This window comes from Streptomyces sp. NPDC058674, from assembly GCF_042716505.1.
In the GTDB taxonomy this organism is placed as follows: Bacteria; Actinomycetota; Actinomycetes; order Streptomycetales; family Streptomycetaceae; genus Streptomyces.
In genome coordinates, this window is record NZ_JBHXSC010000020.1 from 1 (window position 1) to 12,771 (window position 12,771).

17 protein-coding genes are annotated in these 12,771 nt (G+C 73.5%); 12 read left to right on the forward strand and 5 right to left on the reverse strand.

All coding sequences use genetic code 11. From position 1 onward, the window contains the following. Nucleotides 1–97: 97 nt before the first annotated feature. Nucleotides 98–721, reverse strand: a complete 624-nt coding sequence (locus ACFWU6_RS13110) for a hypothetical protein (RefSeq protein WP_383980825.1) — start codon at nt 719–721, stop codon at nt 98–100. Nucleotides 722–966: 245 nt separating this feature from the next. Here ACFWU6_RS13110 and ACFWU6_RS13115 point away from each other — a divergent pair, with 245 nt between their 5' ends. Further along, entirely contained in the window at nt 967–1,827 is an 861-nt protein-coding gene (locus ACFWU6_RS13115; protein ID WP_383980827.1) for a bifunctional methylenetetrahydrofolate dehydrogenase/methenyltetrahydrofolate cyclohydrolase, read from the forward strand. After that, nucleotides 1,817–2,449 (forward strand): DUF3017 domain-containing protein, encoded by a 633-nt coding sequence (locus ACFWU6_RS13120; RefSeq protein WP_383980829.1) that lies wholly within the window; start codon nt 1,817–1,819, stop codon nt 2,447–2,449. The genes ACFWU6_RS13115 and ACFWU6_RS13120 overlap by 11 nt, the downstream gene beginning before the upstream one ends. Here the strand turns inward: ACFWU6_RS13120 and ACFWU6_RS13125 are convergent. After that, entirely contained in the window at nt 2,436–2,732 is a 297-nt protein-coding gene (locus ACFWU6_RS13125; protein ID WP_383980831.1) for a hypothetical protein, read from the reverse strand. The two genes, ACFWU6_RS13120 and ACFWU6_RS13125, sit on opposite strands and share 14 nt — an antisense overlap. Before the next feature lie 25 nt (nt 2,733–2,757). On the opposite strand from ACFWU6_RS13125, the gene ACFWU6_RS13130 reads away from it, so the two are divergent. The 5 genes from ACFWU6_RS13130 (at nt 2,758) to ACFWU6_RS13150 (ending at nt 7,788) form a co-directional block, all read left to right on the forward strand. Further along, nucleotides 2,758–3,369: a short chain dehydrogenase gene (locus ACFWU6_RS13130; protein ID WP_383980833.1), complete on the forward strand. Its 612-nt coding sequence runs from the start codon at nt 2,758–2,760 to the stop codon at nt 3,367–3,369. A gap of 249 nt (nt 3,370–3,618) precedes the next feature. Then, on the forward strand, nt 3,619–4,608 hold the full coding sequence (locus ACFWU6_RS13135; RefSeq protein WP_383812192.1) for a malate dehydrogenase: 990 nt from the start codon (nt 3,619–3,621) through the stop codon (nt 4,606–4,608). A gap of 155 nt (nt 4,609–4,763) precedes the next feature. Then, entirely contained in the window at nt 4,764–6,491 is a 1,728-nt protein-coding gene (locus tag ACFWU6_RS13140) for a hypothetical protein (RefSeq protein WP_383980835.1), read from the forward strand. After that, nucleotides 6,481–6,888 carry a hypothetical protein gene (locus ACFWU6_RS13145; RefSeq protein WP_383980837.1) on the forward strand — a complete coding sequence of 136 codons (408 nt, stop codon included), beginning with the start codon at nt 6,481–6,483 and terminating at the stop codon, nt 6,886–6,888. The genes ACFWU6_RS13140 and ACFWU6_RS13145 overlap by 11 nt, the downstream gene beginning before the upstream one ends. A gap of 3 nt (nt 6,889–6,891) precedes the next feature. Then, the gene (locus ACFWU6_RS13150; protein WP_383980839.1) at nt 6,892–7,788 is read left to right on the forward strand and encodes a hypothetical protein; all 897 of its coding nucleotides are present in this window, start codon (nt 6,892–6,894) and stop codon (nt 7,786–7,788) included. Here ACFWU6_RS13150 and ACFWU6_RS13155 read toward each other — a convergent pair whose 3' ends face one another. Continuing rightward, nucleotides 7,789–8,319 carry a carboxymuconolactone decarboxylase family protein gene (locus ACFWU6_RS13155; protein ID WP_383812184.1) on the reverse strand — a complete coding sequence of 177 codons (531 nt, stop codon included), beginning with the start codon at nt 8,317–8,319 and terminating at the stop codon, nt 7,789–7,791. Between the two features lie 47 nt (nt 8,320–8,366). On the opposite strand from ACFWU6_RS13155, the gene ACFWU6_RS13160 reads away from it, so the two are divergent. Next, a complete protein-coding gene (locus tag ACFWU6_RS13160; protein WP_383812182.1) occupies nt 8,367–9,758 on the forward strand; it encodes a PLP-dependent aminotransferase family protein in 1,392 nt (463 codons plus the stop codon). Here the strand turns inward: ACFWU6_RS13160 and ACFWU6_RS13165 are convergent. Further along, nucleotides 9,739–10,173: an ATP-binding protein gene (locus ACFWU6_RS13165; RefSeq protein ID WP_383812180.1), complete on the reverse strand. Its 435-nt coding sequence runs from the start codon at nt 10,171–10,173 to the stop codon at nt 9,739–9,741. The two genes, ACFWU6_RS13160 and ACFWU6_RS13165, sit on opposite strands and share 20 nt — an antisense overlap. A 108-nt stretch (nt 10,174–10,281) precedes the next feature. Between ACFWU6_RS13165 and ACFWU6_RS13170 the strand changes: the two genes are divergently transcribed. Genes ACFWU6_RS13170 through ACFWU6_RS13180 form a run of 3 tightly spaced genes read left to right on the forward strand, consistent with a single transcriptional unit; the run spans nt 10,282 to nt 11,533 of the window. Continuing rightward, nucleotides 10,282–11,109, forward strand: coding sequence for a helix-turn-helix domain-containing protein (locus ACFWU6_RS13170; RefSeq protein ID WP_383980841.1), 828 nt, complete (start codon nt 10,282–10,284; stop codon nt 11,107–11,109). Continuing rightward, the gene (locus tag ACFWU6_RS13175) at nt 11,106–11,306 is read left to right on the forward strand and encodes a DUF397 domain-containing protein (protein WP_383980843.1); all 201 of its coding nucleotides are present in this window, start codon (nt 11,106–11,108) and stop codon (nt 11,304–11,306) included. Before ACFWU6_RS13170 ends, ACFWU6_RS13175 begins: the two co-directional genes overlap by 4 nt. A gap of 32 nt (nt 11,307–11,338) precedes the next feature. Next, a complete protein-coding gene (locus ACFWU6_RS13180) occupies nt 11,339–11,533 on the forward strand; it encodes a DUF397 domain-containing protein (protein WP_383980845.1) in 195 nt (64 codons plus the stop codon). On the opposite strand, the gene ACFWU6_RS13185 is transcribed toward ACFWU6_RS13180, so the two are convergent. Beyond that, complete coding sequence (locus ACFWU6_RS13185; RefSeq protein WP_383980892.1) at nt 11,520–12,356, reverse strand: hypothetical protein; 837 nt, start codon at nt 12,354–12,356, stop codon at nt 11,520–11,522. The two genes, ACFWU6_RS13180 and ACFWU6_RS13185, sit on opposite strands and share 14 nt — an antisense overlap. 112 nt (nt 12,357–12,468) lie before the next feature. On the opposite strand from ACFWU6_RS13185, the gene ACFWU6_RS13190 reads away from it, so the two are divergent. Next, nucleotides 12,469–12,768, forward strand: a complete 300-nt coding sequence (locus tag ACFWU6_RS13190) for a hypothetical protein (protein WP_383812173.1) — start codon at nt 12,469–12,471, stop codon at nt 12,766–12,768. Nucleotides 12,769–12,771: the final 3 nt, after the last annotated feature.

Consider the following 12,771-nt stretch of genomic DNA (forward strand, 5'->3'; position numbering starts at 1 on the left):
TCCCCCGCAGTGCGGGGGACGCGGCCTTCGCCGTTCACCGGCCCCGAGGGGCCGGGCGGTGACCCCGGCCGTCGGGGCCGGGCCACCGCCGGTGCGCCTAGTACTGCGGGCGGTTGAAGTACTGGCTGGCGTCGCTCTTCGCGAGGAAGACGATGATGAGGATGCCGAGCACCAGGCTGACGAGCGCGAAGACGTTCGCACCCAGCAGGCTGATGAGGCTGAAGAGCGTGATGACCGAGCCGTAGACGATGCCCGAGATGCGGATGCCGTTGCGGCCCTTCGGCAGCTTGACGGCGGTGAGGATGCCCCACAGCGCGAAGAGCAGGATGAGCACGCCCACGCCGATCATGACACCGGCGCCGAGGGCGGCGGCCTTGTCGGTGTCGGCGCTGCTGAGCGAGCCCGAGGTGTCGGCGCCCGAGATCATGTCGGCGACCCACGCGGAGGCGATGATGGCGAAGAGCGCACCCACGGCCTGCAGGCCGCCCAGGATGTAGAGCATGATGCGGGCGCCCTTGACGCCGCCCGGCATCTCGACGGGCGCGCCCGGGAAGCCGCCGGGGCCGGCCGGGTAGCCGGCGGGGGCGCCCTGCTGCGGGTAGCCGTAGCCGCCCTGCGGCGGGACGCCCTGGGGGGCCTGCTGGGGGTAGCCGTAGCCGGGCTGGCCCTGCGGGGCCTGGGGCTGCTGTCCGTACGGGTTGTTCGGGTCGCCGAAGCTCATCTTGGGGTGTTCCTCCGTGGAAGTGCGGGGACGCACGGCATACGCACGGAGGAATACGGGATGTTGCGGTCCGCCCCCCGGCCCTGCCCGCGGCACTCATTAGGCTGCATCGTCGTCGGCCGGAAGACGACTTGTCCAGCCGGTTCCCGCCCGCCCCGTGACTTGTTGTGCAAGTGCAATGAACCGTGCGCGCCGGTGGACGCCTTGAGTGGAACCGGGACCGCTCCATCCGGGAGTATGGGTTCATGACTGCCCAGATTCTCGATGGCAAGGCCACCGCCGCCGCGATCAAGTCCGAACTGACCGGCCGCGTGGCGGCACTGAAGGCCCGGGGCGTCACGCCCGGCCTCGGCACCCTGCTGGTCGGTGACGATCCGGGCAGCCGCTGGTACGTCAACGGCAAGCACAAGGACTGCGCCGAGGTCGGCATCGCCTCCATCCAGCGCGAACTGCCCGCGACGGCCTCCCAGGAGGACATCGAGGCCGTGGTGCGCGAGCTCAACGCGAACCCGGACTGCACGGGCTACATCGTCCAACTCCCGCTCCCCAAGGGCATCGACACCAACCGGGTGCTGGAGCTGATGGATCCGGCCAAGGACGCCGACGGCCTGCACCCCATGTCGCTGGGCCGGCTGGTCCTGAACGAGCCCGGACCGCTGCCCTGCACCCCGTACGGGATCGTCGAACTGCTGCGCCACCACGGAGTCGAGATCAACGGCGCGCACGTCGTCGTCCTGGGACGCGGCATCACCGTCGGCCGCTCCATCGGGCTGCTGCTCACCCGCAAGTCCGAGAACGCGACCGTGACCCTCTGCCACACCGGCACCCGGGACCTCCCCGGCCTGCTGCGCCGGGCCGACATCGTGGTGGCGGCGGCCGGAGTCCCGCACCTGGTCAAGCCGCAGGACGTGAAGCCGGGCGCGGCCGTGCTCGACGTCGGCGTCAGCCGCGACGAGAACGGCAAGATCGTCGGTGACGTGCACCCCGGTGTCGCCGACGTGGCCGGCTGGATCTCCCCGAACCCGGGCGGCGTCGGCCCCATGACCCGCGCACAGCTGCTGGTCAACGTCGTCGAGGCGGCGGAGCGGACCACCGATGAAGGCTGATCGCGGAACGGACCCCTCGGCCGGGCCGGAGCCGACCCCGGAGCCGACCCCGGAGCCGGGGCCGGCTACCGCTCCGGCCCTGGAGCCCAGGCCGGAGCCCGCCCCGGCGCCCGCGGCGGAGCCCGCGCCGGCCCCGGCCGCCGCGCCCGCCCCCACGTCCGCCGCCGCGCCCGCGTCCGTGACGGCGCCCACGCACGCCCGTGCCTCCGCGTCCCGGCCCGCGCCCGCGCCCGCCCGGTCCCGCCGGTTCCCGTCCGTCACCCGGGACACCGCGCGCCCCGAGGGCAGCGGCCGGGCCGTCCCCGGGGCCGTCTCCGCACCCGCCCGCCAGTGGCCGATGCTCGCCGTGCTCGCCGCCACCGCGACCGGCCTGCTGGGCACGGCGATGGGTCACCCGCGGGTCGGCTGCCTGATGATCGGCGCCGCACTGATCGCCGCCGCGGTGCTGCGGCGGGTCCTGCCGTCGGTGGGGATGCTCGCGGTCCGCTCCCGCTTCACCGACATGATCACGTACGGGCTGCTGGGCGTGGCGATCACGCTGCTCGCGCTGGTGATCGCCACGCCCAGGCCGTGGCTGGAAGTCCCCTTCCTGGAGACCGCCGTCCGGTTCACCGTCCGCTGACGACGTCCCCCGGCGCCGCGAGCGTCGCCGCGACCGCCGGCCGGGCCGCGATCCCCGCCCGGACCCCAGGGCCCGGGGCATCGCCGGGCGCAGCGGGTCGGCGAAGAGCGGCGCCGCGGCCGTCCCGGGCGCCGGCGTGCGCCCCGAGCAGCGGGTACGCGTACGTGACCACCGGGTCCAGGCGCCGCCGGCGCAGCAGCGGCACCGCCTCCTCCGGGCCCGCCCGCACGGACGGCATGGGCCGGGCGTGACGATCGCTGTGGCCGAAGCTGCTGGACTGCACGGTCCGGCGACGCGATGCTCGGACCATGAACGCGAAGAAGAAGGTCGTACTCGTCGGAGCCCGCGGCACCCTCGGCCGGGCGGTCCACAGCGCCCTGCGCGAGCGCGGCCACGAGGTCCTCACCGCCTCCCGCAAGGACGCCGACGTCCTCCTCGACATCACCGACCCCGAGTCGATCCGGGCGATGTACGAGACGGTGGGCGAGGTCGACGCGGTGGCCTGCGCCGCGGGCAGCGTCCCGTGGCGGCCGCTGGCCGAACTCACCACCGCGGACGTCCGCGCCGGGCTCGAAGGCAAGGCCGTCAGCCAGATCGAGCTGGTCCGCCAGGGCGCCCTGCACCTGCCCGCGCACGCCTCCTACACCCTGATCACCGGAATCCTGGCCCGCGAGCCGCTGCTCACGGGCTCGGTCGCCGCCCTCGTCAACGGCGCGGTCGAGGCCTTCGTCAAGGCCGCCGCCATCGAACTCCCCGGCCGCCAGCGGGTCAACGCCGTCAGCCCCACCGTCTTCGAGGAGTCCCTCGACGCCTACGGGGACACTTTCGCGGGATTCGACGCCGTACCGGTGGCCCGCGCGGCCCACGCCTACGTCAAGTCCGTCGAGGGCCACCAGACGGGTCAGGTATTCGCCGTCTGACGGCCCCGCCGACGGCGGCCCGAACACCCGCCGCGAGGCCCGGAATCCGGGGTGTGGCGCCCTCTTCGGCCTTCGAACCCCCGGTTCGTGTGCCACGGACCACAGGGACCGGGGGGTCGACCCCCTCCCGGGTCGGATAGCCTGACGGCGGATGTCTCTTCACGTCAAGATTCACAGGGCCGGGGAGCGGCGTCCTCCCAGCACATGGGGCAGGGACGCCCCACCGCCAGCTGTCTAACGGAGAAGGCCATGACCCGCACTCCCGTGAATGTCACCGTCACCGGCGCCGCCGGCCAGATCGGCTACGCGCTGCTCTTCCGCATCGCGTCCGGTCACCTGCTCGGCGCGGACGTGCCGGTCAAGCTCCGCCTCCTGGAGATTCCCCAGGGCATGAAGGCGGCCGAGGGCACCGCCATGGAGCTCGACGACTGCGCCTTCCCGCTCCTCAAGGGCATCGACATCTTCGACGACCCGAACCAGGGCTTCGAGGGTGCGAACGTCGCCCTGCTCGTGGGCGCCCGCCCGCGCACCAAGGGCATGGAGCGCGGCGACCTGCTCTCCGCCAACGGCGGCATCTTCAAGCCGCAGGGCAAGGCCATCAACGACCACGCCGCGGACGACATCAAGGTCCTCGTCGTCGGCAACCCGGCCAACACCAACGCGCTCATCGCGCAGGCCGCGGCTCCGGACGTACCGGCCGAGCGCTTCACCGCGATGACCCGCCTGGACCACAACCGGGCGATCTCGCAGCTCGCCAAGAAGACCGGCGCCGACGTCACCGACATCAAGCGCCTGACCATCTGGGGCAACCACTCGGCCACCCAGTACCCGGACGTCTTCCACGCGGAGATCGCCGGCAAGAACGCCGCCGAGGTCGTCAGCGACGAGCTGTGGCTGGCCGACACCTTCATCCCGACCGTCGCCAAGCGCGGCGCCGCGATCATCGAGGCCCGTGGCGCGTCCTCGGCCGCCTCCGCCGCGAACGCCGCCATCGACCACGTCCACACCTGGGTCAACGGCACCGCCGCGGGCGACTGGACGTCCATGGGCATCCCGTCGGACGGCTCCTACGGCGTCCCCGAGGGCATCATCTCCTCCTTCCCCGTCACCACCAAGGACGGGAAGTACGAGATCGTCCAGGGGCTGGACATCAACGAGTTCTCCCGTGCGCGCATCGACGCGTCCGTGCAGGAGCTCGTCGAGGAGCGCGACGCGGTCCGCGAGCTCGGCCTGATCTGACGGCCCCGCTCCACCGCTGAACCGCTCCACCGCTCCACCCGCTCCTTCCGAAAGGCCCCGGCGCTCGCGCGCCGGGGCTTTTTTGGCTCGATACCGCCTGGTGTGACACCGCGCGGTCACCTACCGTTACCCTCCGCACACCGCAGGGGGATTCGGTGACCACCAGCACGACCACGGGGACGGGCTCGACCTCGGACGACCGGCCACCGGTGCATCCGTCGCTCAGCGAGGCAGGACGCCTGCTGTGCGCCGGCACCTACCTCGACTCGGCCTACCGCGACCGCGTGATCGAGGAGCTGTACGTCCACGAAGAGCGCATCGTCGCGCCCTCCTACGGCTTCGACGCCGCCCGTGTCCTCGCCCACGCCCTGCGCGCCCGCCGCGCCGAGCTGGGCTGGGCCGCCGGCGTGGTCTTCACCTGGTTCGCGGGCACCCTGCTCACCGGCGGAGCGCTCCTCGTCGTGGCGGTGCCGTTCCTGCTGCTCGGCATCGCCGCCTGGCTCGCCTCGCGCGGCCGGGGCGCCGTCGGCGTCCTGAGCCGCGTCCTCGCCGCGCTGATCCGGCTGTGGGCCGGGCTGCTGCTGCTCACCCTGGCCGTCGTCGCCCTCGGCAGCGGCATCCAGATCCTGTCCTTCCTGCGCCCGCTGTTCGAGCTGCTGAGCATGCTGGGCCTCGACCCGTTCCTCTTCGCGAGCGGCGGCGGCCTGCGGGAAGGCGGGGCCGTCCTGTGGGTGTTGGCGGCGCTCGCCGCCGTGGTCACCGTCGTCGGCCTCCAGCGCGGCCACGTCGCCCGGGTGATCCTGCACGACCTCAACCGGGAGGCGTACGCCCGCCCGGAGGCCGACCCCGCCGAACAGGCGGCCGGCGTCCGCTTCGCCGTTGCCCGGGAGCGCATCCGGCGCGAACAGCACGCCCAGCTGATCATGTACGGCGTCGACGACCCCTTCTGCGGGGCGGGCCTGGCCTACCGGCCCTGGCACCTGGCCGTGGAGCTGCGCCCGCGCGGCGACCGAGCCGCCGCCGAGCCGCCGGAGCTCATCAACAACGCGCAGATCCTGGAACGGATCCGGCCGAGGCTCGAGGCCCTGCGGGTGCCGACGCCGCACGGGTCCCCGCAGGCGCAGGCCTCCGTACGGGACCGGCTGCGCGAACTCGTCATCGACGAGTGCGTGTTCCTGCCGGCCGTCGGACTCCCCGGACGGATTCCGCAGCTGTTCGGGCCCGACGTGTACGAGGAGCAGCGCGCGGACGCCGTCGAGGAGGGCGGCGAGCACCGGCGCCACTTCCTGCGCATCCGGGTCGGCGGCTGGGACGAGAACCTCGTCGTCACCGTGTTCGTACGCGTCCACACGCAGGGGCGGATGCTGATGCTGGAGGTGGCACCGCACGTGCTGCTGCCGGTCAGCGAGCGGTTCCAGGGAGCCGACGACTTCGCCCACCGCCACCGGAACAACAACCGCTTCGCCAAGGCGGTCTCGGCCGTGGGGCGCACGCCCCGCTCGCTCGGCTCCTCGCTGGCGACCCTGTTCGGCGGCGCGGCCAGCGTGTGGCGCGTGGCCACGGCCGGCCACCGGGGCGCGCTGCCGGCCGGGCCGGGGCTGTCCGTACGGGAGATCGCCGCACAGTCCGACGGGTCCCTGTTCCACCTCATGGACCTCGACCGGTACCTGAAGACCATCCAGGAGCGCGTGGTGGTCGGGGTCAAGGAGACCCTGCACGAAGCGGGCTGGCACACCGACGAGTTCGACCAGCGCATGGTCCACGTCGCGGAGGGCGGGGTGTTCATCCAGTCGATGAACCATAGCGCCTTCAGCGTCGGCGGCAGCGGGAACAGCAACCGCGTCAGCCATCACACGAACGGGAGCAACGGCAGTGGCAGATGAGGCAACCGGCGCGACGGCCGGCGACACCGGCTCCGGCTCCGGCTCCGGCCAGGTCCGCATCGGCACCGTGCAGAGCAGCAGCTTCAGCATCGGCGGAAGCAACAACACCAACACCGTCCACACCGGCGGTACGGGGGCGGACACCCCGGGCGCGGAGGAGTTGCTGGAGGCCGTACGGGAGCTGCGCGCCGCCCTCGTGCGCCTGCCCCGCGGCGCCGACCGCACGGCGCTCGACGCCGAGCTCGACGAGGCGGCCGGGGAGCTGGAGGAGACCGGGGAGATCCGTCCCGGCCTGCCCGCCCGGCTGCGCGGCACGCTGGAGCGCTGGGCCCCGCTCGTGGAGTCGGTGAACGCGGCCGCCGCCCTCGGCGGACTGCTCGCCTCGCTGGGGGGCTGACCGGTGGCCTCGGGCGGCGCGCGCTGGAATGCGGAGGCCCAGCGGTGGGAGTGGACGCAGGAGTCCCCGGCGTCCCCTCCGCCCCCGCCTCCGCTTCCGCCCTCCCTCCCGCCGCGATGGCCGCCGGACGGCCCCTTCCAGGACGGCCCCTTCCAGGACGGCCCCTTCCAGGACGGTCCCGTCCTGGACGGCGCGGGCGGTTCCGGCGGCCCCGGACCCCGCCCGTACCGGCCGTGGCGCACCCCGCTGCTGGTGGCCCTCGGGTCCGCGCTGGTGGGCGCTTCGGCCGTGGCGGGCTGGCTCGCCCTCGACAAGGGCGACCCGAAGGCCCCGGCGCCGCCCCCGACGGCGTCCGGTGCCACCGACGCGCAGCCCGGTCCGACCGGCGCGTCGGCGAGCCCGTCCGGGAGTTCTGGTCCGAGCCCGTCGCCGACCGCCGCCCCGGCGACCGGCACGCCGGACCCGGCCTACACGGTGCTCCACAACGAGAAGGGCTTCTCGGTCGCCGTGCCCGCGGGCTGGCGGGCCAGTACCGACGAGACCGGCAGCGGCTCCTTCTACCGGCCGCCCGGCGACCGCACCGCGCTGCTCCAGGTCTTCCGGGTCACCGAGCCCGACAGCAGCGGCGCGTGCGAGCTGCTGCGGCTCTCCTCGCGCGGCCTGGACGACGGCAACCCCGGCTACCGGGAGCTCTCCGTCGACCCGCTGCCGGCCGGCGCCTGCGAGCTGGTCTACGAGTACGACAGCGCGGAGGCGGGGGGCCGTCGCCGGGGCATCGAGCGGATCGTCGTCGCCCCGGACGGCCGGCGCTGGGCGCTGCTGGCGGCCGGCCCGGCCGCCGATCCCGCGGCGGTCCGCGCGCGCCTGACGGCCGCCCTGGATTCCTTCAGGACCGACTGATCAGCCCTTGGTGCTGTACATGCCCGGCGTGTAGTGGCCCGGCACCATGCGGGTGGTGACGGCGAAGCGGTTCCAGACGTTGATCGTCGTGATGACGGCGATCAGCTGGGCGAGCTCCCGCTCCTCGAACAGCTTCGCCGCCCTCCCGTACACCTCGTCCGGCACGAAGCCGTCGGTGAGGACCGTGACCGCCTCCGTCAGCTCGATCGCGGCGAGCTCTCGCTCCGTGTAGAAGTGCTTCGACTCCTCCCAGGCGCTGAGCTGGACGATCCGCTCGACGCTCTCGCCGGCCGCGAGGGCGTCCTTGGTGTGCATGTCGAGGCAGAAAGCGCAGTGGTTGAGCTGCGAGGCACGAATTTTGACGAGCTCGACGAGGACCGGGTCCAGGCCCTTCTTCGAGGCGATCTCCAGAGCGGCGACCGCCTTGTAGACCTCCGGGGCGAGCTTCGCCCACGGGAGGCGGGGGGTGTGCTCGGGGGCGTGGTCGTGGGCGTGGTCGCGGGGGTGCGGGTGTTCCGCCGTGGTTGCCATGCGCTTCAGCCTAGGAGCCCAGTAGCCCACCGATATGGTCCATGTCCATGACGAAATCGTGGGCCACTTTCGGCGCGGACCTCCATGTGGACCTCGCCTCCGGGCGCGGTCTGCGGGCCGGCCTCACCGAGGCGCTGCGCGAGGCCGCGCGCAGCGGGCGGCTCCCGGCCGGGACCCGGCTGCCGTCGTCGCGCTCGTTCGCCGCCGACCTCGGGGTCGCGCGGAACACGGTGGCGCAGGCGTACGCCGAACTCGTCGCCGAGGGCTGGCTGACGGCCCGGCAGGGCTCCGGGACCCGGGTGGCCGAACGGGCCCGGCCGCTGCGCCCCGCTGCTGCGCCCCGCGTACGGCACCCCGCGCGGCGGGGGCTCGCCTACAGCCTGCTGCCCGGCTCCCCGGACGTGGGCGGCTTCCCCCGCACGGCCTGGTTGGCGGCGGCCCGGCGGGCGCTGACCGAGGCGCCGGGCGAGGCCTTCGGCTACGGCGACGGGCGCGGCCGGATCGAACTGCGGGAGGCGCTGGCCGGTTACCTGGCCCGGGCGCGCGGTGTGTACGCGGACCCGGAGCGGATCGTGCTGTGCGGGGGCTTCGCGCACGCCCTGGCGCTGCTCGCGCGCGTGTTGCCGGCGCGGCGCGTGCGGGAGGTGGCGGTCGAGGGGTACGGCCTGGACATCCACCGGGGCCTGCTGGAACGGGCGGGCCTGCGGACGCGGCCGCTGGGGGTGGACGGCGAAGGGGCCCGCACGGGCGAGCTGGCCGCGGGGCCCGGCGCGGTGCTGCTCACCCCGGCGCACCAGTTCCCCACCGGGGCGGCCCTGACCCCGGCCCGGCGGGCGGCGGCGGTCGACTGGGCCCGGTCCACGGGCGGGCTGGTCCTGGAGGACGACTACGACGGGGAGTTCCGCTACGACCGCCAGCAGGTGGGGGCGCTCCAGGGGCTGGACCCCGACCGGGTGGTGTACCTCGGCACGGCCAGCAAGTCCCTCGCCCCGGGGCTGCGGATGGGCTGGATGGTGCTCCCGCCGGGACTGCTGGACGAGGTGCTGGCGGTACGGGGCCCGGGCGACGGGACCTCCAGCGCGCTGGACCAGCTCACGCTGGCCCAGTTCATCACCTCGGGCGCGTACGACCGGCACGTGCGCGGGATGCGGCTGCGCTACCGGCGCCGCCGCGACGAGCTCGTCGCGGCCGTGGCCGGCCGGGTCGGGGTCTCCGGCATCGCGGCGGGGCTGCACGCGGTGCTGGACCTCCCGGAGGGGACGGAGCGTGCGGTGGTCCGGTCCGCGGCGTGGCAGGACCTGGCCGTGGAGGGTCTCGCCTCGTTCCGGCACCCGCAGGCGGAGTTGCCGGCGCGCGACGCGCTGGTCGTCAGCTACGGCAGCCCGGCCGCGAGCGCGTGGTCCCCGACCCTGGAGGCGCTCACGGCCGCACTGCCGTAGCGGCCGCCCGGGTGGCCACTTCCGCCCACACGGTCTTGCCGACGACCCGGCCGGAGACGCCCCAGGCGACGCACAGCGCCTCGACGATCCGCATGCCGTGGCCGTGCTCGGCGGGGTGGTCCGGCACCCCCGGACGCACCCGGGGCCCCTCCCCGGCCCGCGCGTCGGAGACCTCCACCCGCAGGACGCCGCCCAGTTCCCGCAGCCCGAGCTCGAAGTCCCGCCCGGGCACGCAGCCGTGTGCCACGGCGTTGGCCGCCAGCTCGGCGACGACCTGCGCGACCCGCTCGCTGTCGCCCGTGCCCAACGGGTAGCCCCACCGGGCCAGTTCCAGCAGCGCCAGCTCCCGCGCCAACCGCGCGCCCCGCCGGGTACTGCTGAACCGCTGCCGCCATTCGTTGCACGCGTGGGGCATGGCGCCGCTCCTCTGTGTAGTCGTTCCGCTACCGGGGAGGTTCAGCGTGGCCGCACGCAGGGAAGCATTCAACGTGTCAGGGGAGGACGAAAGGTTGGTGCGACCCGCGTGAACGTCAAGGAGTTGAATCCGGAGAGCTCTCCGCAGGCCGCGTTCGGCGCCCGCCTGCGCAGCTCGCGCAAGGCGCAGGGGTGGACCCAGGACGAGCTGGGCGAGCGGATGGGGTATTCGAGCACGCACATCTCGTCGGTGGAAACTGGTCGGAAGGTGCCGACCTTGCCGTTTTCGCGCAGTGCCGACCGGGCCTTCGCGACCGGAGACGCGTTCGAGCGCGAGTGGCGCGAGATCCGGCACGGCAGCCTGTTGGAGGGCTTCCCGGAGTTCCTGGGACACGAGGGCCGGGCAGCGGAGATCAGACTGTACGAGGTGGGCGTCATGCCCGGCCTGTTGCAGACCCAGGAGTACGCGTCCGTACTCGCCGAGTCCGCCGTCAGGCGCGGGGCGATCACGCCCGGCCAGGCGAACGAGCGGGTCTCGCTGGTGGCGGAGCGGCAGGCATCGCTGATCCGGCTGTCCAGCCCCTTGGTCTTCGTGGTGCTGGACGAGAGCTGCATTCGCAGGCCCATCGGCGGACCCGGCGTCATGGACGCGCAGTTGGAGCGCCTGGAAGAGTTCGCCGAGCTGCCGAACACCGTGCTTCAGATTGCGGAATTCGCCTTGGGGGAGCGCCGTCCATTCGACCTGCCCATCACTCTCCTCACTCTGCCGGACCGCTCACTTATGTCGTATGCCGAGTCTGCCCAGCGGGGCTATCTTGAGCGGGAAAGTACAGCCGTCCTACCGGCTTTGACGGCCTACCATCAGCTACAGGCCGAAGCGCTCTCCCAGGCGGCATCCGTGGCCATGATCCGTACGTTGCGAAAGGGCACCCCGTGACGACCACGACCGAATCCCCCCGCTGGTTCACGTCCTCGTACAGCAACAACGGCGGTCAATGCGTCGAGGTCGCCACCAATCTGGTGGCCTCGCGCGGGGTCGTGCCCGTGCGGGACTCCAAGGACCCCGGCGGGCCCGTGCTGGACTTCACCGCCGGGGCGTTCGCGGCGTTCGTCGTGGGTATCAAGGCGGAGTAGGTACGTACTCTCCGGCTGCGAAAGGGCACCCCGTGACGACCGAATCCCCCCGCTGGTTCACGTCCTCTTATAGCGAGAACGGTGGCGCGTGCGTCGAGGTTGCCACCAACCTCGCAGCCTCGCGCGGGGTGGTTCCCGTGCGGGACTCCAAGAACCCCGGCGGACCCGTGCTGGACTTCGCCGCCGGGGCGTTCGCCGCGTTCGTGGAGGGGGTCAGGGCCGGGTAGGGCCCGGCTCCGGGGCCGGTTCGCCGAAGCGGCCGAGCGCAAGCGCGCCCGCCACCGCCACCGTGAAGCCCAGGACGGCGAGCCAGGCCAGACCCTCCCGGGTGCGGTCGCCCAGCCACACCACCCCCACCACCGCCGGGCCGATCGTCTCGCCCAGCACCAGGCCGGCCGTCGCCGCCGTCACCGAGCCGCGCTGGAGCGCCGAGGTCAGCAGCAGGAAGGCCGCGGCGCCGCCCAGCAGGAGGGCGTGCAGCGCCGGGTTGAGGAGTTCCCGCCACGAGAAGCCGTCGATCAGGCGGACGGCGACCTCCACCACCCCGAAGCCGGTGCCGGCCGCGAGGCCGAGCACCAGCGCCCGCGGACCGTCCGGCAGCCGTCCGGCCACCGCGCCGACGAGCAGCACCAGCACCGCCACCCCGAGCAGCCCGTACTTCAGCGCGAGCGACCCGGTGCCCGAACCCTCCTCGCCGGAGGCCAGCCCCAGCATCAGCAGGCCCGCGCACACCACCCCGACCGCGACCCATTCGGTGCGGGTCAGCCGTACCCCCATCAGCCGCGCCGCGACCAACGCCGTCACCGCCAGGCTGGCGGCCAGCGCCGCGCCCACCGCGTAGATCGGGACGTGCCGCAGCGCGATGATCTGGAGGACGAAGCCGACGCCGTCCAGTCCCAGCCCGGCCAGGTACCGCCACTGCCGTACGGCCCGCAGGAACAGCGCCGGGTCCACCCCCGAGCCGGTCCCGGGCTCCGCCGCCCGCGCCGCGACCGCCTGTAGGACCGACGCCGTACCGAAGCACAGGGCCGCACCGAGCGCGCAAACCATCCCAATGAGCACGAACCGACTCTAGGTCACGGATCTCACGACGGCCGGATTCCATCGCACGGGGGGCCCGCTCTAGTCTGTCGGCAGTACGTCACCCAGGGGGAGCAGCCAGATGGACAGCAGCAGCACCAACCAGCGCCGCATGCGCTCCGGCGTCGTCGCCCTCGGCGGGATGGGCCTGCTCGCGGCCACGCTCGTGGCCTGCGGCAGCAGCGACGAGCCCGACAAGCGCTGCGCCTCGCGCTCCACGATGGAGAAGCTGAAGGACAAGGACTGCAAGAGCGGCGGCCGCGGCGCCTACTACTACGGCGGTAGCGTCGTGAACGGCAAGGTCTCCGGCGGCAGCTTCGACAAGTCCGCCGTCACCCGCGGCGGCATCGGCGGCAGCAAGTCCGGCTCCAGCGGCGGCTGAGGA